This is a genomic window from Hymenobacter tibetensis (genome assembly GCF_022827545.1).
In the GTDB taxonomy this organism is placed as follows: Bacteria; Bacteroidota; Bacteroidia; order Cytophagales; family Hymenobacteraceae; genus Hymenobacter; species Hymenobacter tibetensis.
Genome location: NZ_CP094669.1, coordinates 2,774,162 through 2,795,567 on the forward strand (window position 1 = coordinate 2,774,162; position 21,406 = coordinate 2,795,567).

General features: G+C 56.3%; 15 protein-coding genes and 1 tRNA gene. 6 read left to right on the forward strand and 10 right to left on the reverse strand.

Going from position 1 to position 21,406, the window contains the following annotated elements; translation table 11 throughout:
• Nucleotides 1-18: 18 nt before the first annotated feature.
• The 6 genes from MTX78_RS11060 to MTX78_RS11085 form a co-directional block, all read right to left on the reverse strand.
• The gene (locus tag MTX78_RS11060) at nucleotides 19-2,142 is read right to left on the reverse strand and encodes an RICIN domain-containing protein (RefSeq protein WP_243802621.1); all 2,124 of its coding nucleotides are present in this window, start codon (nucleotides 2,140-2,142) and stop codon (nucleotides 19-21) included.
• A 198-nt stretch (nucleotides 2,143-2,340) separates the two neighbouring features.
• A complete protein-coding gene (locus MTX78_RS11065) occupies nucleotides 2,341-3,768 on the reverse strand; it encodes a glycoside hydrolase family 30 protein (RefSeq protein WP_243802623.1) in 1,428 nt (475 codons plus the stop codon).
• A 197-nt stretch (nucleotides 3,769-3,965) separates the two neighbouring features.
• A complete protein-coding gene (locus MTX78_RS11070; RefSeq protein ID WP_243802625.1) occupies nucleotides 3,966-5,447 on the reverse strand; it encodes a RagB/SusD family nutrient uptake outer membrane protein in 1,482 nt (493 codons plus the stop codon).
• 24 nt (nucleotides 5,448-5,471) lie between these two features.
• Nucleotides 5,472-8,678 (reverse strand): SusC/RagA family TonB-linked outer membrane protein, encoded by a 3,207-nt coding sequence (locus tag MTX78_RS11075; RefSeq protein WP_243802627.1) that lies wholly within the window; start codon nucleotides 8,676-8,678, stop codon nucleotides 5,472-5,474.
• Nucleotides 8,679-8,762: 84 nt separating this feature from the next.
• Nucleotides 8,763-9,608, reverse strand: a complete 846-nt coding sequence (locus tag MTX78_RS11080) for a carbohydrate kinase family protein (RefSeq protein WP_243802629.1) — start codon at nucleotides 9,606-9,608, stop codon at nucleotides 8,763-8,765.
• A gap of 181 nt (nucleotides 9,609-9,789) precedes the next feature.
• On the reverse strand, nucleotides 9,790-12,516 hold the full coding sequence (locus MTX78_RS11085) for a substrate-binding domain-containing protein (RefSeq protein ID WP_243802631.1): 2,727 nt from the start codon (nucleotides 12,514-12,516) through the stop codon (nucleotides 9,790-9,792).
• A gap of 531 nt (nucleotides 12,517-13,047) precedes the next feature.
• On the opposite strand from MTX78_RS11085, the gene MTX78_RS11090 reads away from it, so the two are divergent.
• The 3 genes from MTX78_RS11090 to MTX78_RS11100 all read left to right on the forward strand — a co-directional run bounded on the left by MTX78_RS11090 (nucleotide 13,048) and on the right by MTX78_RS11100 (nucleotide 16,252).
• A complete protein-coding gene (locus MTX78_RS11090; protein ID WP_243802633.1) occupies nucleotides 13,048-13,701 on the forward strand; it encodes a hypothetical protein in 654 nt (217 codons plus the stop codon).
• A 486-nt stretch (nucleotides 13,702-14,187) separates the two neighbouring features.
• Entirely contained in the window at nucleotides 14,188-15,651 is a 1,464-nt protein-coding gene (locus MTX78_RS11095) for a DUF6056 family protein (protein ID WP_243802639.1), read from the forward strand.
• Nucleotides 15,652-15,808: 157 nt separating this feature from the next.
• Entirely contained in the window at nucleotides 15,809-16,252 is a 444-nt protein-coding gene (locus MTX78_RS11100; protein ID WP_243802641.1) for a recombinase family protein, read from the forward strand.
• Nucleotides 16,253-16,326: 74 nt separating this feature from the next.
• Here MTX78_RS11100 and MTX78_RS11105 read toward each other — a convergent pair whose 3' ends face one another.
• The 4 genes from MTX78_RS11105 to MTX78_RS11120 form a co-directional block, all read right to left on the reverse strand.
• Nucleotides 16,327-17,427 (reverse strand): acyltransferase family protein, encoded by a 1,101-nt coding sequence (locus MTX78_RS11105; protein WP_243802643.1) that lies wholly within the window; start codon nucleotides 17,425-17,427, stop codon nucleotides 16,327-16,329.
• 99 nt (nucleotides 17,428-17,526) lie between these two features.
• The gene (locus tag MTX78_RS11110) at nucleotides 17,527-18,105 is read right to left on the reverse strand and encodes a site-specific integrase (protein WP_243802645.1); all 579 of its coding nucleotides are present in this window, start codon (nucleotides 18,103-18,105) and stop codon (nucleotides 17,527-17,529) included.
• Between the two features lie 109 nt (nucleotides 18,106-18,214).
• Complete coding sequence (locus MTX78_RS11115) at nucleotides 18,215-18,658, reverse strand: hypothetical protein (protein WP_243802647.1); 444 nt, start codon at nucleotides 18,656-18,658, stop codon at nucleotides 18,215-18,217.
• Nucleotides 18,659-18,739: 81 nt separating this feature from the next.
• Nucleotides 18,740-18,813 (reverse strand) — tRNA-Met (locus MTX78_RS11120).
• A 136-nt stretch (nucleotides 18,814-18,949) separates the two neighbouring features.
• Here MTX78_RS11120 and MTX78_RS11125 point away from each other — a divergent pair.
• The 3 genes from MTX78_RS11125 (at nucleotide 18,950) to rpsO (ending at nucleotide 21,392) form a co-directional block, all read left to right on the forward strand.
• On the forward strand, nucleotides 18,950-19,363 hold the full coding sequence (locus MTX78_RS11125) for an START-like domain-containing protein (RefSeq protein ID WP_243802649.1): 414 nt from the start codon (nucleotides 18,950-18,952) through the stop codon (nucleotides 19,361-19,363).
• Between the two features lie 107 nt (nucleotides 19,364-19,470).
• Nucleotides 19,471-20,904, forward strand: a complete 1,434-nt coding sequence (locus tag MTX78_RS11130; protein ID WP_243802651.1) for an LptF/LptG family permease — start codon at nucleotides 19,471-19,473, stop codon at nucleotides 20,902-20,904.
• 212 nt (nucleotides 20,905-21,116) lie between these two features.
• A complete protein-coding gene (gene rpsO, locus MTX78_RS11135; RefSeq protein WP_022823754.1) occupies nucleotides 21,117-21,392 on the forward strand; it encodes a 30S ribosomal protein S15 in 276 nt (91 codons plus the stop codon).
• Nucleotides 21,393-21,406: the final 14 nt, after the last annotated feature.

Genomic DNA, 21,406 nt, shown 5'->3' on the forward strand with positions numbered 1-21,406 from the left:
GGGCAGGCTGGTTCAACATCAATGCGCCACTATCACCCGGCGCACCAACTGGCCGTCGGGGGTATCCACTTGCAGCAGGTACGTCCCGGCAGATACTGCCGCTACGGGCACCGTCACGGCGTTTTCGCCCACTGATACAGCGCGTTCGAGCTGGGGTACCACCACCCGGCCCGTCAGGTCGAGCAAGCGCAAGTGCAGGCGCTGGCTAGCTGGTGCGTTATAGCGGAAGTGCAAGTCGGAGCTGGTGACGGTGGGGTACACTTGCAGGCGGGCGTCAGTGGCAGCGCTGGTGGTAGCCAGGGCAACCCGGGCCGCGCCTTGGTCACTGAACCACCATCTTTGGTTGTCGCCGCCGCCGTAGGTCCACTGCTGAATAGCTGCGCCATCGGCCGTGGAGTTGTTTTGCACGTCGAGGGCCTTGCCACTGTACTTGTTCACAATGCGGTAGGTGCCGTCGCCGTTGGCCAGAATTTGCCAGTACTGGTTGTCGGCACTCACCCAGTCCCACTGATGAATCAGGGCGCCATCGGCGGTGGAAGGGCCGGCAATGTCCAAGGACTTGTTGCTGTTCACGTTCACGATGCGCACGTAAGGGCTGCCGGCATCCACGAGCTTCCATTTCTGGTTGGCCGCACTCACCCAGCCCCACTGCTGCACCCGGCCGCCATTAGCCGTAGAATTCGCCGATACTTCGAGGGCCTTGCCGCCGTTTTTCGAGCTGATTTCGTAGATGCGGCCAATCTGCGGGCCGCTGGTTGTGCCACCGCCAGTGCCGTTGTAGTTGCCGCCACCAGGATAATTGACGATGCCGTTCTGGTTGGGCGACACGGCCGCCACGGTGGTATTGGGCACGCAATTGGCAAACCGGATATTGATGAGCGCCTGATTTAGGCCGGCCGGACCATCCACCACGTAGGGCGGGTTGATGTGCATAAAGGCCGGGTTGCTGCGGTCCTCGAAGCGCTTGTAGGTCCAGTGGCACCAGCCGATACCCACCGAGTTGAGGTTTTTGGCGGCATCACGCATCCAGGTGTCGGTGTTCTCGCCAGTTTCCCCAATCCAGATGGGCACGTTGTGAGTGGTGCGGAAGTTGCGCAGGTCGCCGATGAAGCGGATAGTGTTCGGGCTGCCGCCGGTGGAGTTCACGTCGTTGTCCATCTCGTAGCCGCCGCCGCTGTAGCGGTGCGAGTTGTACACCAAGTTCGAGCGGTTGGAGAAGGTAAACGGCTCCATGTAGTTGTAGTCGTTGCCCCAGCCGTTGCCTTCCAACAGAATCAGGTGATTGTCGCCGTTGCCCCGGATGGTGGTAATCAAGCGCTGATACACATCATGAATCTTCTGGTTGTTGGGGTAGTTGTTTGGCTCGTTGATTAAGTCGTACATGGCTACCCGGGCGTCGTTCTTGTAGCGGTTCGACACAAACGCCCACAGCCGGTTGAGCACGTCTTGGTTGATGGAGCGGTTCCACAGGTCGTTGGGCACGATTTGGTCGGCAATGTTGGCGTCGGTGCCTTGCGAGCCGGGCACGGCGTGCATATCCAGCACCACATACATATTGTTGGCCTGTGCCCACGCCAGCGTGTTGTCAATCATGCGCAGCGCCTCCATATTGTTGGGGTCAGTGAAGAGCTGATTGGCGTTGTACCAGTTGGTGAGCTGGCTCACGTAGGAGTCGTAGGAAACAGTGCCGCGCATCACGCTGCTGCGCACCGCCCGCTGGGCCGGCGTCAGAAACAGCTCGTAGTGCAGCGGCAGACGCACACAGTTGAAGCCTTTCGAGGCGATGTAGTCGATGTCGGGCTTGGTAATGAAGTTGTTGCGGTAATTCTGGTAGAAGGTTTCCACGGCGGCGTCGCTCATCCCGGCATTGTAGAGCGTCTTTTTCACCATCCCCTGGGTTTTCTTGTTGTTGATGCCTTCCCAGTTGTACTTCATCATGTAGCCTTCCTGCACGGCCCAGTTGCCCAGGTTCATGCCATTGAGGATAACCTCCTGGTTGCTGGCATTGACGATTCGGGGACCATCGGTCCGCAGAAAGCTTTGGGCCGTAGCGTGTTCGTTGATGCTTAAGCCCGCTAGCAACAGCGGCAGGCAGCGCACGGCGCGGGGCACCCAGGTGCCCCAGAAAGTACTGGTGTTCATGATGGTGGGTTTTGGTGGTGGAAAAGAAACAAACAGGCCAGGGAAGGCCGGAAAGTCGCAGGAGCGGTGTGTATGCAGGACCAAGTCCTAGCTCTTTCCTGCCGTTGGGACGAGCAGGAAAGAGGTATTCAGAGCGGCGGTAATCAGTTAGCGCAAGGCACTAGGTAAATAGGAGGCGAGGTAGCTAGCCGTGAGCCGCTACCACACGTAGGTGCCAGCCGAGCCGGCATTGAGGGTAGTGTTCAGTGTTTTGCCTTGGTGGCGCAAGCTGAAGGTTTGAGGTTCTTTAGCGTTGTTCTGCACAATCACCACGCGTTGGCCGCTCGGCGTTTTGAACGCTACATTAGGCAGCGTCTCGGAAGTGGTGGACGCTATGCGAACCGAGCCGGGCCGCACAAACTTGCTGGCGTGGGCAATGATGTAGTAGGCATCTTCGCGCGTCACGGTGTTGCCGTCGAGCGTGAGGGCGCCGCGGCACTCGGTGCAGCCGCCGGGCGTGTGCGGGTTTTGCTGCGGGTCGGCGGCCAGGTTCCATTCCAGCACGGTGCGGGCCCAGTTGCGGGTGGCGCCAATGATAAGGGTGCGCACGTGCCAGGGCATGTTTTCTTCGAACTTGCTCTTGGAGCCCACCCATTGCTCAGTGAAGTACAGATTTTTGTCGGGGTGGGCGTCGTGCACCTTGCTTAGGGCGTCGATGGAGCCGGCGTAGAGGTGGAACGCGGAGCCGTCCACGTACTTCTTGGCTTCCGGGTCGTTGAGAATGGTGATAGGGTAGTCGGGGCGGTCGGCGTTGTGGTCGTACACGATGATTTTCGTGTCGAGCTTTTCGGCCTTGAGGGTTGGACCAAGATGCTTCTTCACGAACTCGGCCTGCTGCTCGGCCAGCATCAGCAGGCTTGGGTTGTTGCCGGGGTGCAGAGGCTCGTTCTGCACCGTAATGGCATCAATGCGAATGCCTTCGGCCTTCATGCCCTGGATGTATTTGGCGAAGTAGCGGGCGTAGGCGTCGTAAAATTCGGGCTTGAGCGAGCCACCCTTGGAGTTGTTGTTGGTTTTCATCCAGGTTGGCGGCGACCAAGGCGACCCCAGGATTTTGATGGTCGGGTTGATAACCAGGATTTCCTTGAGCACCGGAATCAGGTGCGTTTGGTCGGGGGCGAGGCTGAACTTGGCTAGTGTCGGGTCGGTCTGGCCCTCCGGCATATCATCGTAGCTGAACACCTTGGCATCGAGATCGGAAGCGCCAATGCTGAGCCGCAGGTAGCTGACCCCGATGTTGGTGCCGTCGGTAGCAAACAACTCCCGCAGGATGGCGGCTCGCGCCTCCGGCGTCATGGCGTGCAACAGCTCGGCGCTGCCGCCGGTCAGGCAGTAGCCAAAGCCATCAATCGGTTGAAACTTCTGTTTCTCATCAATTTCAATGACGGTGCTCGTAGCAGCACTTGTGCCCCAGGTAAGCGTTGGCTGGGCCTGAAACAGCACCGATTTGTCGGGATTGGTAAGCCAGAAAGCCGCCGTGCCTTTCGCGGGAGCAGCGCCCGTCTGAGGAGGGCGCTGGCAGCCAGCACCTAAGCCTACGCTAAGCAGTAGCGCCAATGACAGCGTGGATTTGGAAAACGAAAACATGCAGAACAAGTGGAAGGAAAATGAAAAACCGAAGCCAAGCGCAAGCCTCCGGCAAAAGAGTCCAGGGCAGTTACTTTCTGGACTGGCGCTACTACCCGCTCCGAGGCTGGGTGCCAAGGCCCGGGCACTGCTGGCTTGCGCGTACAAGAACCGCAAAAGTCAGCCCAGCAGCACGGTACCACTGGGCTGAGTTCTTGCTAGTAGCCAGGGTTCTGCTGGAGCTGCGCGTTGTTGTTGATTTCGCCTTGCGGCAAGGGGAATAACAAGTAGTTCACATCGGCACGATTTAGTTGCCGCTGAATCAGGTCTAAGGCCGTAACAGTGTGGGCACCGGGCTCGGCCTGGTTGTGGCGCGCGTAACGCAGCAAGTCGTACCACCGCTCGCCCTCAAAGGCCAGTTCCAGGCGGCGCTGCCGGTCGATTTCGTCGCGCATAGCTTTCTTGCTGGCGTATTGCGCCGAAGCGGAAGTGAGGGCCTCAAGGCCGGCGCGGGTGCGCACCAGGTTCAATTTAGCCAGCACATCTGCTGACGGGCCACCTTGCTCGTTGGCTGCCTCCGCGTACATCAGCAGCACATCGGCGTAGCGTAGAATGTAGGTGTTGTCGGGGCTGTTGAATGAGTTGGGGGCGCCGGGCCACTTGTACACGAAGGGGCCGTTGTCGTTGGCATTGCTGTTGGTGCTAAGCACAAAGCTGGCGTAGTCGCGGCCGGCGTTGGTGCGGCCCACAAGGGTCCAGCGCTTGTCGGCGTTGGGTTTTCTGGTGCCGGTAGCCGTGAACGACGACGTGTCGGCGTATTGCAGCAACTCGGCCGTAGGAATGTTGAATTTCGGGAACGAGAACGTAGCAGGAGGGGAGGGCAGCAGCAAATCGGGCAGGATGTTGTTGCCGTCGGTGTTGCCTTGGTTCTGCACTTCCAGAATGGTTTCAGACGCCTTATTTTCGGCCGGATACAAGCCTTTGAAATTGGCCAGCAACGAATACGTCCCGGCGCTAATTACCTTATTGGCGGCGGCGACGGCCGGTCCCCACTGGCGCTGGGTAAGGAGCACCTTGGCCAGCAAGGCATTCACGGCTCCTTTGGTGATGCGGTTCGGGTTGGTAGCCGGCACCAGTGCATCGGCTTCCGTTAAGTCGGCTCCAATGCGGGCGTACACCGTTTCTGCTGCCGTGCGCGGCAGGGCAATAACCGACTGCTCGCCGGATTCGGTGGGTTCCAGGCGCAGGGGCACGTCGCCGTAGAGGCGCACTAGGTTGTAGTAGTGCAGGGCGCGCAGGAAATAGGCTTCGCCCAAAATCTGATTTTTGCGCTCGGCAGCCATCGACACGTTGGGTACGTACTTGAGCACCGCATTGGCCCGGTTAATGCCCACGTATGAATCGCGCCAGATATTGGTCACCTGGCTGGTGGTGGGGGTCCAGTTGATGCGGTCCAGGGTCGTGACGTCGCCGTTGGTGCTGCTGCAGTTATCGGAGGGCATTTCCCCTACCGCAATCAAATCCTGGCTGTAGAGGCCGGTGGCTTGGAGGGCGTCGTAGGCGGCCGTGATGGCGGCCTCGGCGTCGTCGGCGTTCTGGAAGAAGTTTTCGGGCGCAATGGTGGGGAGCGGCTCTTTGTCGAGCACATCGCAGCTGCCCAACAAGGTCAGTGCGAAAACGGGAATAAGTATCTTTTTCATGGGAAAAGGCGAAGAGAACTGGGCTTAGAAAGAGGCGTTCAAGCCAACAGTGTAGGTGCGGGATTGCGGATACACGCCGAAGTCGCGGCCGATGCTGGTCGAGGAGAACGGGTCGGCGCTTACCTCGGGGTCGTAACCCGAATAGTCGGTCCAGGTAATCAGGTTCTGGCCGCTGACGTACACGCGCAAGCTGCTGATGCGGGCTTTGCTGATGATGCTGGCCGGTAGAGTGTAGCCGAGCGTCAGGTTTTTCAGGCGGACGTAGCTGCCATCTTCAATCCAGCGCGAGGAAAGGCGCCCGTTGTTGTTGGGGTCGTTGAATACCGCCCGCGGAATGTCGGTATCGGTGTTGGTCGGTGTCCAGCGGTTCAGCACGGTCGTCAGCTGGTTGACTGGGCCGGTCAACGATTCCAGGGCCTGCCGGTTGGCGTTGTAGATATCGTTGCCGAAGCTGCCCTGGAAGAACACGCTTAGGTCCAGTCCTTTGAAGCTAAACGTGTTGGTGACGCCCCCTTGCGCCTTGGGGTTGGGGTTGCCGATGATGGTCCGGTCGTTGTTGTTGATGGTGCCATCCCCGTTCACGTCCACGAACCGGATGTCGCCGGGCTTGGGGCTGCCCGGTTGCGTAGGCGCCGCGCTAATCTCGTCAGCCGACTGGAAGATGCCCTGCACCTGATGGCCGTAGAACACCCCGAGTGGCTGGCCTACCTGGGTGATGCTCCGGTTATCGTTGATAATCGTGCGGCTCACCTGCTGGTTCTGGTCGTTGGTCAGGGTGCCCAAATCCAGCACCTTGTTGCGGTTGAACGACACGTTCAGGTTGGTATTCCACGAAAAGCCACCGTTTTGGCTTTGTACGTTGGTGGTGCTGAGGGCAAACTCCAGGCCCTTGTTTTCCACCGAACCTACGTTCTGAATGATATCAAGGGTGCCAGCGCCCGTGCTCGGCGCCAGGGGCACCACCAGCAGCAAGTCCTCGGAACGCTTGCGGTAGGCGTCCACTGTGAAGGTGAGGCGGTCATTGAACATGCCCAGGTCTAAGCCCAGGTCATATTGATACGACGTTTCCCACTTCAGGGCCTGGTTGCCGATCCGCTCGGGCCGAATGCCACCCTGAACGGTGCCGGCACTACCCGCGTAGTTGGAGCCCACGCTGTACGAGCTGAAACGCTGGTAGGTGTAGGGCAGCTCCTGGTTGCCGTTGCCGCCGAAACTGCCGCGCAGCTTCAGCTCCGATACTTGTCCGTTCTGCGGGAAGAAGCTTTCCTTGGAAATGCGCCAGCCCAGGGCCACGGCCGGGAAGTAGCCATAGGCGTCTTCGAAGCGGCTGGTGCCGTCCCGGCGCAAGCTAAGGGTGGCCAGGTAACGCTCATCGAAGCTGTAGATAGCCCGGGCAAAGAGGCTGGTCAGGCCCCATTCCTCTTCGTAGCTGCTTGTGCCCAGGCGCTCAGTGCCCGCCGACAGGTAGGGAACGGCATTCGAGGCATAGCCGCGCACCGAGGCGTTGGAAGCAAAGCGGTTGGACTCCTGAATGGACTGGCCGGCCAGCAGTTGGAGATTGTGCTTTTCGCCCAGCGTGGGGTTGTAGCTAACCGTGTTTTCCCAGAGCCAGATGGCTTGTTGGGTGGTGCCGGTGCGGCCGCTGCCCCGGGTGGAGGCGTCGGCCCGCGACGTGCCGGGGTAGTTGCGGGTAATGAACTCGTTTTCCAGCTGGGTGCGGAAGTCCAGGCCCAGCGACGAGCGGAACTTCAGGTTTTTCAGGATGTCGTACTCGCCGTACAGGTTGCCGATAGCCTGGTAGGTTAGGGCTTTGTTGTTGGATTCGAGTAGGTTACCAACCGGGTTATCGGAGAGGGAAAACGGGTTGAGGCCATACACGCCGTTGGCGTCGCGCACGGGCACAGTCGGAATCTGAGCCAGCGTCCCGAGCACGGTGCCGGAGTTGCCGAGCCCCAATTCACTGCGGACGCTGCCGTTGGTGTTGGTGCGGCTCAGGTTCAGGTTGGTGCCTACCCGGAATTTGTCGCCGGCCTGCTGATCGAAGTTCAGCTTGAAGTTGAACCGGTCGAAGCCCGAGTTTTCAATGATGCCGTCCTGCTTGAAATAGCCGCCGCCCACGTAATAATGGGTTTTGTCGGTGCCGCCGCTCACGTTGAGCTGGTAGTTCTGAATGGCTGCCGTGCGGTACACTTCATCTTGCCAGTCGGTGTCGTAAGGCGGCAAGTTGTTCAGGTCGCGGAAGGCCGGTGCAGCGCCCCCGTTCACCTGCGACTCGTTGTAGTAATCGGCAAACTGCTGCGTGTTCAGTACGTCCAGCTTTTTGCGCAGCTGCTGCACGCCATAGTAGGCGTTGAAGCCAACCTGCGCCTTGCCCGAACGGCCCCGCTTGGTGGTAATAACCACCACGCCGTTGGACGCCCGCACGCCATAAATAGCCGCCGCGGCCCCATCCTTGAGCACGTCAATCGACTCGATATCAGCAGGGTTGATGGAGTTCAATGGGTTGGGCTTCTGGTTGCCCACGCTCAGTTCCCGGTCGTAGGTTGGTAGCACCGGCACGCCGTCAATCACATACAGCGGCGAGTTGTTGCCGGTGATGGAGCTGTTGCCGCGAATCCGGACGTTGATGCCCGCGCCGGGCGCGCCGGTAGGGGCCGTTACCTGCACACCGGGCGCCTGGCCCTGCAACGCTTGGTCGAAGCCGGCCACTTTCTGCCGCTCAATCTGCTCGGCACCCACCGACGATACGGCCGTGGTTAGCTCTTGGCGCGCCAAAGTGCCGTAGCCTACCACTACCACCTCATCCAGGGCCTGGGTATCCTCGGCCAAGGTCACGCTGCTGACTTGGGTGGTCTGGCCATCGGTTACCGCTACCGGTACGCGGGAGGTAACAAAGCCCACCGACGACACAATCATGGTATAGGAGCCGGCGGGTACGTTCGGGATGGTGTAGGCTCCGGTGGCATCCGTTGCGCTACCCAGGGTGGTGCCTTCTAACAGCACCGTAACGCCAGGCAGGCCTTCGCCTTTGGCATCCACTATGCGGCCACTGATGGGGCTGTTCACCCACCGGGCGGGCGCTACCGTGGCATCAGGCGCCGCGGGGTGGTACACCATACCCGTGGCGGGATGAGCGGCCGCAGCGCCCGAGAGCAGCATGCCACCTACCGCGGTCAGCAAACGAGGACTGCGGAGCGGGGACCCGTGTGGGAATTGTAAGGGAGACGGCATACAAAAAGATGTTAAGTGGGGAAGAAATAGGAAAGTGGCCGCCTGCGGGGCCTCCCGGAGGAGAAGCGCAGGCGGCGGGTTGCATTAGGTGTTAGGCTGAGCGGTTGGGGCTTCTCGCTGTTGAAGAGCCGTGAAGTCCTGGACGGCGGCCCGTACGCCTTCCGGCGAGCCCCAGTGGGCGAGCAGAGCCGCCAGGAAAGCGTCGCTGCTGCCAAGCGTGTCGTGCTCGAGGCCGGTTACAGTGGGGTAGTGGCAAGGCTGGTACTGTTGCCAGAGCGTGACGCCAGCGGCTCCTTTGGTTAGACAGATGGCCTGCAAGTGGAAGTGCGCCGCCAGCCACGGAAGGGCCGTTGCTTCGGTAGCGGGCTGCCCGAACCAGCCCATAATCTCGCGTAGCTCCTGCTCGTTGAGCTTCACCAAGTCGGCTTGCCGAAGCAGGTATTGCACTACCATGGGGGTGTAGTGCGGAGGGCGCAGGTTCACGTCGAACACGTTGAACCGGGCGACCTGCAACAGCCGGTACAGCGTTTCGCGCGTGACCGACCGGCGAGCGGCCAATGAACCGTACACCAGCATCCGGGCTCCCGCTACGGCCGAGCGTAGCTGCTCGCTGTGTTGGACGTAGTCCCAGGCCACGGGCTCTACAATCTTGTACGTGCGGCGCCCGCCTTCCTCGTTGACTTTCACCACGCCCGTGAGGTGCGATTGGCTCCGCTGAATCAGTTGGCAGTCTAGCCCTTGCTGCTGCATGACAGCCAGCAATTCGCCACCCAATTCGTCGTTCCCGACGCGGCTAACCAACTGAACGGGCTGCCCGAAATGCTGCAGGTGCCGGGCTACATTATAGGGCGCCCCGCCAGGCTGGCGGCCTACTGGCAGCACATCCCAGAGAAACTCTCCTATGCAAACGATAGCCGCTGGCTGACTCATGGTGGTAAGGCTTTGCACAAAAGTCCGTGCTCTGCCACCCCGGCTCGTTCACTATTATTTCAAAATGCGTTCAGGTAATGAAAATGTTGTAAAGGATTGGAAAACAAGAATTTATGTAATAAAAAAACCGGGCCTTTGCAGGCGCCGGTTTCGAATTTGGGACAGGGGTTTCAAGATTATTTCAATAATGAGGAGTAATATGCAAAGTCCGAAACTCGGAGGGTGCTAGCTGGTAGCGAGCCTTGAAGCTGGTAGAGAAATACGAAGGCGAGGAGAAGCCAAGTTCATACGCTACATCGGCAATAGTCAGCGACTCATCGAGCAGCAGTTCGCGGGCTTTAGTCAGGCGCAGGTTCTGGATGAAGTCGGTGACGCCGGTGCCGAGCACGGCCTTGACCTTGCGGTAGAGCTGCATGCGCGAGATGCCCAAACTACGGGCTACGTCTTCTACACTTAAGTTGGAGCGGGTATAATTGGCCTCCACTATAGCCGTCAGATCAGCCAGGAATTTTTGGTCGGGGTCCGTGGCTACCACCGTAGCTGTTTCCGTCGACATCTCCCGCCGAAAACGTTCGCGCTGGTGGGCACGGTTGGCAAGCAGCGTGCGCACACTCTCGAGCAGGAAGGTGGGGTTGAAGGGCTTGGTCAGGTAGAGGTCGGCGCCGGCCTGCACGCCCTCGACCTGCTGCTCGGGCGCGTTGCGGGCCGTGAGCAGCACCACGGGGATGTGGGAGCTGCGCCAGTCCTGGCGCAGCTGGGCCACGAGCTCGAGGCCGCTGAGGCCGGGCATCATCACGTCGCAGACGATGAGGTCGGGAATCAGGTCGGTGGCCAGGCGCAGGCCGGTGTGGCCGTCGGTGGCGGCGTGCACGCGGAAGTGCGGACGCAGCTTGCGGGCCACGAACTCGTTGACCTCCGCGTTGTCTTCTATCACCAGGACCAGCAGCTGGCTTGTTGATTCCGGGAGGGCTTGCGTTGTGGCTGGCACCAAATCAGCATCCAGCATCTCCGTTTCCTCGAAGGCATGCAGCTTGGCCGCGGGCAGTGCCACCGAGCACAGCTCCTCGGGTAGCTCCCGCGGCAGCGTCACGACAAACGTGCTGCCCAATCCGAGCTGGCTGCTCACTGCGAGCTGCCCTTGGTGCAGGCGCACCAAGCCCAGCGCCAGGGCCAACCCCATGCCCGACCCCTTGGCTGCCGCCGCTTGCTCGCCCTGGTAAAACCACTCGAAGATGTGGGCCTGATCTTGACTACTGATGCCCGGGCCAGTATCCGCGACGCTGACTTGCAACGAGCGGCCTTCGTTGAGGGGTTGTAGGCTAATCGTTATTTGCCCATGGTCGGGCGTAAACTTCAGCGCATTGGACAGTAGATTGAAAAAGACCTTGTCTAGAATATTAACGTCGAACCAAGCCATCAGCACCGGTTCCGCGGCCAGAAACCGGAGTTCCACTCCCCGCAGCTGGGCCGGCTTCTCAAACGCATCTACAATCTCGCGGACAAAGCTCACCAAATTGCCTTCAGTAGCTCGGACCGCCATTTTGCCTACCTCAATTTTGCGGAAGTCGAGCAGCTGATTCACTAATTGTAGTAGGCGCTGGGTGTTGCGCCGTACCAGCGTCAGGTCTTGGCGCTGCATGGTGCTTAGGTCAGGGCTGCTGGTGAGCAGTTCTTCCACTGGCCCTTGGATTAGGGTCAGGGGCGTCCGCAGCTCATGCGAGAAATTGGTGAAGAAGCGGAGCTTGGCTTCCGTATCTGCCCGTGCCTGCTCGGCCAGCGCCTCCAGCTGATTGCGCTGCTGCCGAATCTCCTCGTTCTGGCTCACCAGCTGCCGGTTGATTTTGTCGTTGGCGGCATTCTGCAGAGCGAGCTGATGGTTGATATGCCGGTTCTTCCGCGCCGATAGCCACGCCATCATCCCCAGGACTAAGGCCCCCAGCAACGCGAAGAGCAACCCGTACAAAATGGTTTGCTGGCTGGCATAGGTAGCGCGCAAGGATTGCAGCAGGCCTTGCTGCCGCTCCACGTCCTGCTGCTGGCTTACAATCTTGTCGGTTTGCTGCTGCATCGTCTCCACGTTGGTGGAGTCGATGACGATGCTGCCCAGGAGGTTTTCGCGCTTGAAGGGCCTATTGCGCAGTATTTTGAGGGCAGTCCGCATGGCATCTTCGCCGCCCGGCGAGTACAGCAGGGAGGCATCCAACACGCCTCGCTGTACTAAATCAATGCCTTCCCCTTTGCCATACAGCCCATCTACGCCAATGATTCGTATCTGCTTGGCCAGCCCGAGTTGCTGGCATACTTCAAAGGCGCCCCGGCCCATGGCATCGTTGTGGGCGAAAATCAACGAAACGTCTGGGTGCTGCTGCAGAGCCGTGGCTAGAGCTGGCTTCAGGGTCTTTTCCTGCCAGTTGCCGGTCACTTGCCCAACCACTTGTAGCCCTGGGTATGCTCGTAGCCCCTCCGTGAATCCCTGATGTCGGTCGGATGTGGCAGACGACCCCGGGGTTCCCAGAATCTCGATGATGCGGCCTTGGTGGCCAAGTAAGCGGTCCGCGTAGCTGGCCGCCATTTCCCCCACGGCCTTGTTGCTGCCGCCAACATAAGCCGTGTACTCCGGGGAGCCGGTCCGGCGGTCAACCAACACGACCGGAATGCCTTGCCGCATCGCCTGCTCGACTGCCGGTGTTACGGGCTCCGACTCGTAGGGCGAGACAATCAACAAATCGACACCCTCCCGTAGCAACTCCCGAATCTGTTGTTGCTGGCGCTGGCTGTTATCGTGGGCATCCGTCACCCGCAGCTCCACTTCCGAGTGAAAGCTCAGTTCTCGTTGCATCCCGGCCAGCATGGCCTTGCGCCACGGGCCGTCCATGCTGCACTGCGAGAAGCCTATACGGTATGCCACGGGCTTTTTCTTCTCATTGCAGCCAGCTAGCAGCAGGAAGGAGAGTACTACTAGCAGAATCCGTCTACCACGGAAGGCGAGTATTCTATTCAAATGATTTTCAGTCTTTTAATGACTGTCTTAGTTGTTAAATTACACCCAAATATACCTGATTCCTGCGTTGCGTAGTCGGGCCGAGCATATAGGCATAGAGCCCTCTGATTCACCTACTACTCAGGCGCTATTTTAGCCTCGGTGCGGGTGCCAGGGGCTTTCAAATCTCAGGCAGTGGAAGCAGCTATGGTGCTTCCGTAGGCTCTTCAACACGGAAGCAAGCAGACAAAGCAACGACGGAACGGCTGTTGGCTGACTGCTGCCCGCAAACCATTTGGCAGCACCCTTTTTCCACCGCACTGCACCGCGTATGCATGTGAGTGGCATCATAAAGGGCTCTTATGGGCCGGGCCGGCCGGTTTTCTGCCAGTCTGCAAACGCATTGTATTGAATACAGCTTCGACAATATTTTTTCGAAACCTGTTCGTAGGTTTGTGAATGGTTAGTAAGCTGCATTTTCCTACGGTCGAGGAATACTCCAAGGAGTTGCAAATATTCTTGGTTCATGGATGGCAAGTTGACATCCAGAACAACTATGAGGAAGGCAGTTCCATGCTCTATGGCGAGCGGGAAGAGGTAGATGTAAAATTCACTTCCTTGATCCAGGAAGAGGCATTGCTTAGCCCATCTTTAATGCCGGAGGCAATCAATACTATTTGGCAGCAGGTGCAGCAGACAGTAAAACCAGCGCTGACATTGCCTGCCCTGATGGTTTGGCGGTATGAGTCTGATGGCACCAAAGCCAAAACGTGGGACCAACTAAAAACCCTAGTTGGGTACGCAGGTTCTTCTGTACGCCTCTCTGCGCAGGATATAGCAGACCCTGTTTGGCGCCATCAGCACCATGTTAGCCTGGTTGCTCCCACAAGGTGGAAAGGAGTAGACCTGTATGAAGGCGACGTTTTTATGTTCGAGGGGTATTTAGGCAAGCCAACTGAAGGGATGGTGGTAGTGGACGAGAGAGGATGGCAACTGCAGCTGCAAAACGGGCTGTTCATTCACCTCAGTACCATTGACCAAGGGCAGCGGGTTGGCAACATCCATCATGGCGAGAGCGGCAAAGCCATGTACTTGCGGCTCACAAGCAAATAGGAATTGCTGGCTATATAATATCTCCTAGTCTGCCGAATGACCTGTTTTGTGTGAGCTGAGCGAGTGGTTGCTACCGCATGATGCCTGCGTACGGAGCCAGTAGAAACAGCCTGTGTGTTGGCCCACAGCCCCTCATTTGCTGGACTTCGCATAGTAAGAAAGTAAAAAGACCTAGTTGATGCTTAATGGCTAGTTAATTCCACGATATGAGCGCTAGATCTAGCAAGTAAATGCAAACTACTAGAGGTCAGAACAGAGAGTGGCTATCTTGATAAATCAGTCTGATAAGTCGTTTTTATGTTTAGTAAAACAAGGTAAAAGGAGGTGTTCGGATTACCTATCAAAAAATGCCCCTGAAAAACCGCGTTTTCGGGGGCATTAGCGTGGGGTGCAAAAGTGTTCGAAATAGAACTCAAATCTGAACAGCTACTTCCCATACCTTTACTCTTGGCTTATTCTTCTTGCTACTTCACAATTTAGAATCGAATGCTGATTGATTCACCAGTAAAAGAATCGCAAAGGGGGGCCTTCGTGATACTGGTTTTCGCGGGGCTTTGCTTATTGCCCTTTCTATGTCTGACTCTCTATGCGCATTCCTTTCTGGACGATTTTTTGTTGCCGCAGTTAATGCGTGAGCGGGGATTGTGGACTCAGCTCCGCGATATCTATTTTAGTTATTCCGGTAAGTATTCCGCCCATTTGAGTATGGGGCTACATCCCCTCGCGTGGGGTGGCGTAGAGGCAGTGAAGCCTTTTGTCTTGGGCTTCCTGGTGTTTTTTGCCGGCTGTTTCCTGTTTGCCGGCCATGCGCTCCTGCAAGGGGGGGCGCTGCCATGGCCTACCCGCTTTGCTTCGGGCAGCCTCGTGCTAGCGTTGTTTTTATTGTTGTTAGGCAGCCCCAGTGAGGCCTTCTATTGGGTTACCAGTGCCTTGATGTACATGGGTGGGGCAGCCTGTAGTCTGCTCTTATTAGGAGTTGTAGCTCATTTGCAACGGCCTCATGCGCTCCTGAAGCAACGCATCTGGTGGAGTACGGCGTTCGTCTTGGCTTTCGTAATGCCCGGGTTTTCGGAAGTAATCAGTTGCTTCGTGCTGGCTCTAGGTATCGTTCTCTTGCCTGCAATCAGACGGCGGGAAGTGAATAGAAAGTGGCTGCTGCTGCTCGGGATAGCAGTAGTAGGCGCTGCCATTGCGACACTGGCCCCTGGTAATTTTCTCCGGCAACAAGAAAAGGGGGTGGAACATTTATCTCTGGTGCGGACCCTAGGAATGGCAAGTGTTGCTCTGGTCTATACAGTGTTGAATTGGGCAGGAAACGGGTTACTGTTGCTGCTCACGCTGTTGGTGTTGCCTGCCTTACAGCGCTTCGTACAGGTGCCCACACTGCCTCTAACGATGCTCGTAAAACGGCCCTGGCGTTGGCCTCTGTGGCTGTTGCTCGGCCTGTTCATCTGTTACATATTCGGCTTTTTAGCCATTGATTCGCCCATGCCGTCGCGAGCCCGAAACTTGATGCTGGTGTTCTTTGTAAGCAGCTGGTTTATGTCGGTGCTGGGGTACTTGGCCTACCGTCAACAGACTAGCCAGCCCCCCTTACCATCGGTGCCTGGGTATGCTCGCACGGTCCTCGTGGCCCTCGTGTTGCTGCTCAGTACCTCCGACCACAATACCAAGCTGCTACATGACCACATTGGTACGCCAACGAACAGCGTGTTGCAGGCCTATCGCGATTGGTTGAGCGGGGATGCCAGCCAATACGACCGAGAAGAAGAAGCCCGCTATACGCTGTTACGCCAAGGCGGCTCCAGTGTAGAGTTACCCCCATTAAGCGTCAAACCCAGTACGATCTTCTGGTGGGATATCTCCTCGAATCCAACGCTATGGGGGAACCAAGCCTATGCGACCTTTTTTAAAAAGAAGGCCGTTTGGGTGAAACAATCAGCGAATTAAAGGAACGCTTAGAAGAAGGTACTTCTGCTGGTCCACGCTTTGATCGAGTAGGAAGGAGGTGCACGTAAAACGCTGGTTTCACGCGCACCTTATAGTGTCCAATAAAGGGTGTGAAAAAAGGCCCCGAAAAACAGGGTTTTCGGGGCCTTCTGCGTGAGTGCTGAAACTGTCCAATAACCGACTCTTTCTGGATGCCCACCAGGGTCGCTTTGATGTAGTGATCTTATGGGCACTCGACCGCTTCAGTCGCGAGGGAGTAGCTAAAACACTTAATTACTTGCAAAAGCTTTCCGCTTCTGGCGTACAATTCCTGTCCTTCACTGAGCAGTACTTAGATAGCACTGGTATTTTCAAAGATGCCATCATTGGCATCTTGGCCGCTATTGCCAAGCAGGAACGGGTACGATTAGGAGAAAGAACCAAAGCGGGTTTAGCGAAAGCTAAACTGAAGGGATCAAAGATTGGTCGACCGACCGTCGATGCTGAGAAGGTAACTCACGTTAAGCGGTTGAAGGCAACCGGTATTTCAGATCGTGCCATTGCTACGGCGCTAAATATTTCACCGAGCACTGTGTCAAAGTATCTAATGACTATAAGCTAGTGCTGCCACCGGTGTGCCGGTTGGTATTGTGCACAAGTATCTGATGAGAGGTAGATCAACCTGTTTAATTGTAGCTAGGCTACTGAAATAGGTGCTTGCGCTTTCACATATTTGGTCCCAAAAGTAAGGAGCCACTTATGGCTGCGCTTTTCAACCATTTCATAAAAGAAGGTCGCAAGCAGAAGGTTCAGGAGCAACATGCCTGCTAGCACCACATAGCTTGTTGGCAGGCCAGTCAGTTGCTCCAGCGTAAACATCAGGCAGAACTGAGTAATGTAGAAACTGTAGCTGATGCGCCCCAAGTACACCAATACCGAACTTCCTAGCCACCGCCATATGCCAGCGGGTTCGGGCTGTGAAAGATTGGCTAGCAACAGCGCCAAGCCAGGAACTACCACGATGTTATGAATGACGGCTCCTTTTAAATAAGGTCCAAGCACAACCAGCCAGACTGCCAGCGCTGTAACTGCAGCTGCTCCCATCCAGGAAGGCACACTTACCTTGAACCGGAAAACAAGAATGGCGGTCAGCATACCCGCGACAAACTCAGCCAGGCGCAATGGTGGGAAGGCGTACTGCAGGTTCATGGGTGCCCAACTCGGTGAAATGTTGTGTGCCAAGCCAGGCAAGGCGCTGAGCAGGCACACACCAAGTAGTACTACCCATACTATTCGCGCGGAACGAATGCTCAGCAGCACCGGCAACAGCAGCGGAAAGAGCAGGTAGAAGAAAAACTCAGCGGAAACCGACCAGGCCATGGTACCATACCACCAGAAGGCAATCCACCAGGTGTAAGCCTCCAGCATCAAGGTATTTAGTAGAATGATGTAGGCTGGGGGACGCTGCCCGAAGAGCATGCTAACACCTAAGCTCAGGAGGAGGCCCGCAAAATAGACCGGATAAATCCGGCTGAAGCGCTTGAACAGAAACCAGCGGTAATAGCCCGCTTTCATCTTTCCTCCATCCGTAAAATCTTGCAAGTGGCTGTAAGCAAGTAAAAAACCAGACAGTACGAAGAAAAAATTCACCCCCAAAGAGCCTTGCTGAACAACCGTTCGTACCCAATCGGGCAGAAATGTAAGGGGAGTGTGTAGGTCTATGTGGAATATGAAGACATAGAAAGCGGCAATAAAGCGTACTCCGGTTAGAGCTTTTAATTCTGATTTTGCAGCCATTTATAGTATTGGTAAATAGGGATAAGGTGGCAAAAGTAGTGAAATCAGGTTTTCAGCTAAAACACCTCTTTGCCACAGGTTGATGAAGGGGCATTGTAGTTAGAAGTCGGGCATCTTGTCTAGTTGAGCCTCGTCATCAAATAGGCCCAGCTTGCGCAGATACGTGGCCGTAATGCCGGCGTGCGCGTGGCGGCAATGGCGACGCACTAGCTCAATATCCTTAGTAGCGAGGTACAAGTTAATGGCACCTGTGTGCTTGTAGCCGTACACCGTATGCTCGCCGTCGTTAAGGCCCACGGCTTCCAAAACCTTGCGGTGGCGCTTGGCAAACCAGTTCTTGCCTACAGGTACTGGTCCGAGTTGGCGCTCTTTAGTGAATACGTAGTAGTCCGGTGGGTAGCTGCACAACCGGTGTTGTTCAATCAAAGCCGCCAGCTGCTTAACGATGGCCACGTGCTCAGCCTTGCCATTTTTGGCTCGGGCAGCCGGCACCAGTACCGTACGCTCTTTTAATTCTTTGACGCGCAGTAGGCGTAGCTCCGAGCCGCTGCGGATAAAGCCGTAATAGATGAAACCGATGTAGAGCAGGAACTGCTCGTCGCCCCGCTCCAGGATTTCAGCGGTAATACGTTGGCGCTCGGCCTCGGTGTAAGGAACGTAAATAGGGGAGGCCGCCACCTTACGCAGCTCGGCGGGCTTGCAGGGATTCTTGGGCAGAATCTCCTGCTTGACCAGATAATTGAAGGAGGCGTTGAGGCTGTTGCGGTAGTTGTTGTAGGTTTTCGCCTCAATGCCGCGCTTGCTCTGCTCGTCCAGGAAAGCCGTGATGTGCGCCAGCGTAAGATATTTCAGCTGCAGGGTGGCAATTACCCCCGCGGATTCGGCGCAGGGCCACGTTGTAGAAGGCGACGCTCCCGCCGGCCGCGGCCTTGCGCTCCACTACGCACTCCACCGCCTCGCGCACGGTGGCCGTCCTAGCGTCTAAGCCTAGGTTGACCGCGGGGGTGACGCCAGCCGTGTAGCCTTCATCAAGCAGCTGCCGAATTTCGGTTAGTTTTTCCTTGCACACCCAGCGTCGCTCGCGCAGGGTGCTGTAATTATTGATGCCCGTGTACTGCTTGCGCACGAACGCCTGCTTATCCGTATCCCAGATCCGATAGTCGATGTACCAGCGCTTGGAGAGGTCACCGTCCGCATCGAAAAGCCGGGGCTCATACTCAGGCGAAAACATGGCGTTGTGACAAAACTGTGATAAAAAAATCACGGACAACAAAAAACGGCCTCTCCGCACTGGAAAGGCCGTTTTTACAAGTAGCGGGGACGAGAGTTGAACTCGTGACCTCAGGGTTATGAATCCTGTGCTCTAACCAACTGAGCTACCCCGCCGGGTTTTTGGTGCCGCAAAGGTAGAAACTATATTTGTTTCTGTGCAAGTATCTCCTTGAAAAAAAACACGTGTATATTGGCTCTTGTCCGACATTCTCTGAGTTGTCGGGAGAGTACATTCTTATTAGTTCCGCTTATGCCTCTTTCCGCTACTCGTCGCAAACACCGCTTCACAGTCGAGTTTCCAATCAATGCGTCACCCAAAATTCTGTACCCATACTTGGCGTCAGCTTCTGGCCTTTCGCAATGGTTTTGTCAAGACGTGAAAATCGACGAAGACCACCGTTTCAACTTTATCTGGGACAATCAGCCCCACTACGCCGAAATGAATTCTCACCGCACCAACCGGTCGGTTCGGTTTGTTTTTCTCGATGCCAATAAGCGTCTTACTCCCGATGCCAATTTTCTGGATTTTAGTTTGGAAGAATCGCAGTTAACGCAGGAAGTATATGTGCGCGTGATGGACTATTCCGAAGAAACTGATGAAGAAGAACTACAGGAAATGTGGGAGGGCCTAGCCCAAAAATTGCGGGAACAGGTAGGAGGGTAATTTTCGTTTCTGCCTACGAATGTAGAGCGCGCACGAAACGAACAGTACCTTCGTTACCGAAACGCTCTTTCATGGTAGTTCCGTTGGGAGCAGCCCGTAGCGCAAGCATGAAAAAACTCGATAAACTAATCTTACGGGCCTTTGCTGGTCCTTTTCTTCTCACGTTTGCGGTGGTGCAATTCATTTTGCTCACCCAATACATGCTCAAATACCTGGATGACTTGGTTGGAAAAGACCTTGGCATCGACATTATTGGGCAGTTGCTATTCTTTTTTAGTGTTTTGATGGTGCCCGTGTCGTTGCCACTGGCTGTGCTACTCTCGTCACTTATGACGTTTGGTACACTTGGCGAACACCACGAACTAACGGCCATCAAGACCTCCGGTATTTCGCTTACGCGTATCCTGCGGCCGGTGTTGATAACTAGCGCATTGCTGGCTGTGTTTGCTTTTTGGTTCAACAATACCATAGTGCCCAAGGCCAATCTAAAGGCATACAGCTTGCTTTGGGATTTGCGCCAACAGAAGCTAGCTCTTGATATTCGACCGGGTGTCTTTTACAACGGTATTCCCGGCTACACCATTAAGGTGGACGATAAACAGGGAGAAGACGGGGAAATCCTGATGGGCGTTATGATTTACGACCATACGCAGGGCTCCGGTAGTATGCGCGTAATTCTAGCCGATTCAGGCCGGATGTTTACGCGCTTTGGAGGGCAGTATCTAGGGCTGGAACTCTTTCGAGGCCAAAGCTACGTAGAGCAGCCCGATGCTAACAGCCGCACAGGGGCTACCTTCATTCGGCAGGCGTTTGCTCGAAACATGATTACGTTCTCCCTCGCTTCTTTTGACCTCGACCGGACCAAAGAGGAATTGTTTTCCGACAACAAGATGATGAAGAACGTGGGGCAGTTGGAGCACTTCATCGACTCCCTGCAAAACCGCCTCCGTACCGAGAAGCGACAGGTGCCGCGCATGGTGTCGCCCTACTACACGTACCTGCGCTTTGATACCACCGGGCGCGCGGCCAACCGTCGGGTGGCGGAGTGGCAGGTGCCAGCCACGCGGCTGCCCGTTGTGAATGCCAGCACGCTGGAGCAGGCGAGCAACCGAGCGCGCAATGTGCGAGCTTTCGCTGGAAGCACCGGTGAGCGGTTGGCAGGCTTGGTAAAAGAATCCAGCAATTACCGCATCGAGGTGTTCCGCAAATACGTGCAGTCAACGGCTATTTTGCTGATGTTTCTGATTGGTGCGCCCCTGGGTGCAATCATCAAAAAGGGGGGCTTGGGTGTGCCCATCCTGGTATCTATTCTGTTTTTTATAGTTTACTACATCTTCTCTATTATTGGGGAGAAGTACGGGCGGGAAGGGGTGATGCCCGTTGAATTCGGGATGTGGATGTCCACACTTATCTTGTTGCCCTTTGGCTTGTTCTTTCTGTATCAAGCACGTAACGACTCGGGGCTGCTTGATTGGAATCTGTGGGGAAAAGTGCCAGCCAAAATCCGGTGGCCTTTCCGCGGTTACAAACGCACAGTGTAGCAGGGGTGCGAGGAGTATAGCACTCATTCTGGCAGCGTTTCTACTACGCTAGCTAGTTGCTAGCCGGCGGCTTATTCCAGAGTAGATTGCCTAGTATCAGCGTGAAACAACCAAATCGAAGCTAATTTTTCGTACCTTTGCGGCCACCTCGAGGTGCGGGGTGACATTTTCTTTTCATTTTTATATCCAAGACGGGGAATACCTATCTGCCGATGAAACTCACAACCGAAGCAAAACAGGCCATTTTCGAGAAAAACAGCCTGCAGAAAGTAGCCACCGACACCGGTTCGGCTGAAGCACAAATTGCGTTGTTCACGCACCGCATCACGCACCTCACGGAGCACTTGAAAGTGAACAAGAAGGACTTCTCGACCCGTTTGGGTTTGTTGAAGCTTGTTGGTAAGCGCCGTCGGATGCTGGACTATCTCCAGCACCGCGAAATCAACCGCTACCGTGCCATCATCAAGGAGCTAGGTATTCGTAAGTAACCTAGCCCCGTGCA

What these genes read in the sequence shown, in the direction of transcription:
- MTX78_RS11060 (WP_243802621.1), bottom strand. Translation starts at nt 2,142, where the DNA reads ATGAACACCAGTACTTTCTGGGGCACCTGGGTGCCCCGCGCCGTGCGC.
- MTX78_RS11065 (WP_243802623.1), bottom strand. Translation starts at nt 3,768, where the DNA reads ATGTTTTCGTTTTCCAAATCCACGCTGTCATTGGCGCTACTGCTTAGC.
- MTX78_RS11070 (WP_243802625.1), bottom strand. Translation starts at nt 5,447, where the DNA reads ATGAAAAAGATACTTATTCCCGTTTTCGCACTGACCTTGTTGGGCAGC.
- MTX78_RS11075 (WP_243802627.1), bottom strand. Translation starts at nt 8,678, where the DNA reads ATGCCGTCTCCCTTACAATTCCCACACGGGTCCCCGCTCCGCAGTCCT.
- MTX78_RS11080 (WP_243802629.1), bottom strand. Translation starts at nt 9,608, where the DNA reads ATGAGTCAGCCAGCGGCTATCGTTTGCATAGGAGAGTTTCTCTGGGAT.
- MTX78_RS11090 (WP_243802633.1), top strand. Translation starts at nt 13,048, where the DNA reads ATGGTTAGTAAGCTGCATTTTCCTACGGTCGAGGAATACTCCAAGGAG.
- MTX78_RS11095 (WP_243802639.1), top strand. Translation starts at nt 14,188, where the DNA reads ATGCTGATTGATTCACCAGTAAAAGAATCGCAAAGGGGGGCCTTCGTG.
- MTX78_RS11105 (WP_243802643.1), bottom strand. Translation starts at nt 17,427, where the DNA reads ATGGCTGCAAAATCAGAATTAAAAGCTCTAACCGGAGTACGCTTTATT.
- MTX78_RS11115 (WP_243802647.1), bottom strand. Translation starts at nt 18,658, where the DNA reads ATGTTTTCGCCTGAGTATGAGCCCCGGCTTTTCGATGCGGACGGTGAC.
- MTX78_RS11125 (WP_243802649.1), top strand. Translation starts at nt 18,950, where the DNA reads ATGCCTCTTTCCGCTACTCGTCGCAAACACCGCTTCACAGTCGAGTTT.
- MTX78_RS11130 (WP_243802651.1), top strand. Translation starts at nt 19,471, where the DNA reads ATGAAAAAACTCGATAAACTAATCTTACGGGCCTTTGCTGGTCCTTTT.
- rpsO (WP_022823754.1), top strand. Translation starts at nt 21,117, where the DNA reads ATGAAACTCACAACCGAAGCAAAACAGGCCATTTTCGAGAAAAACAGC.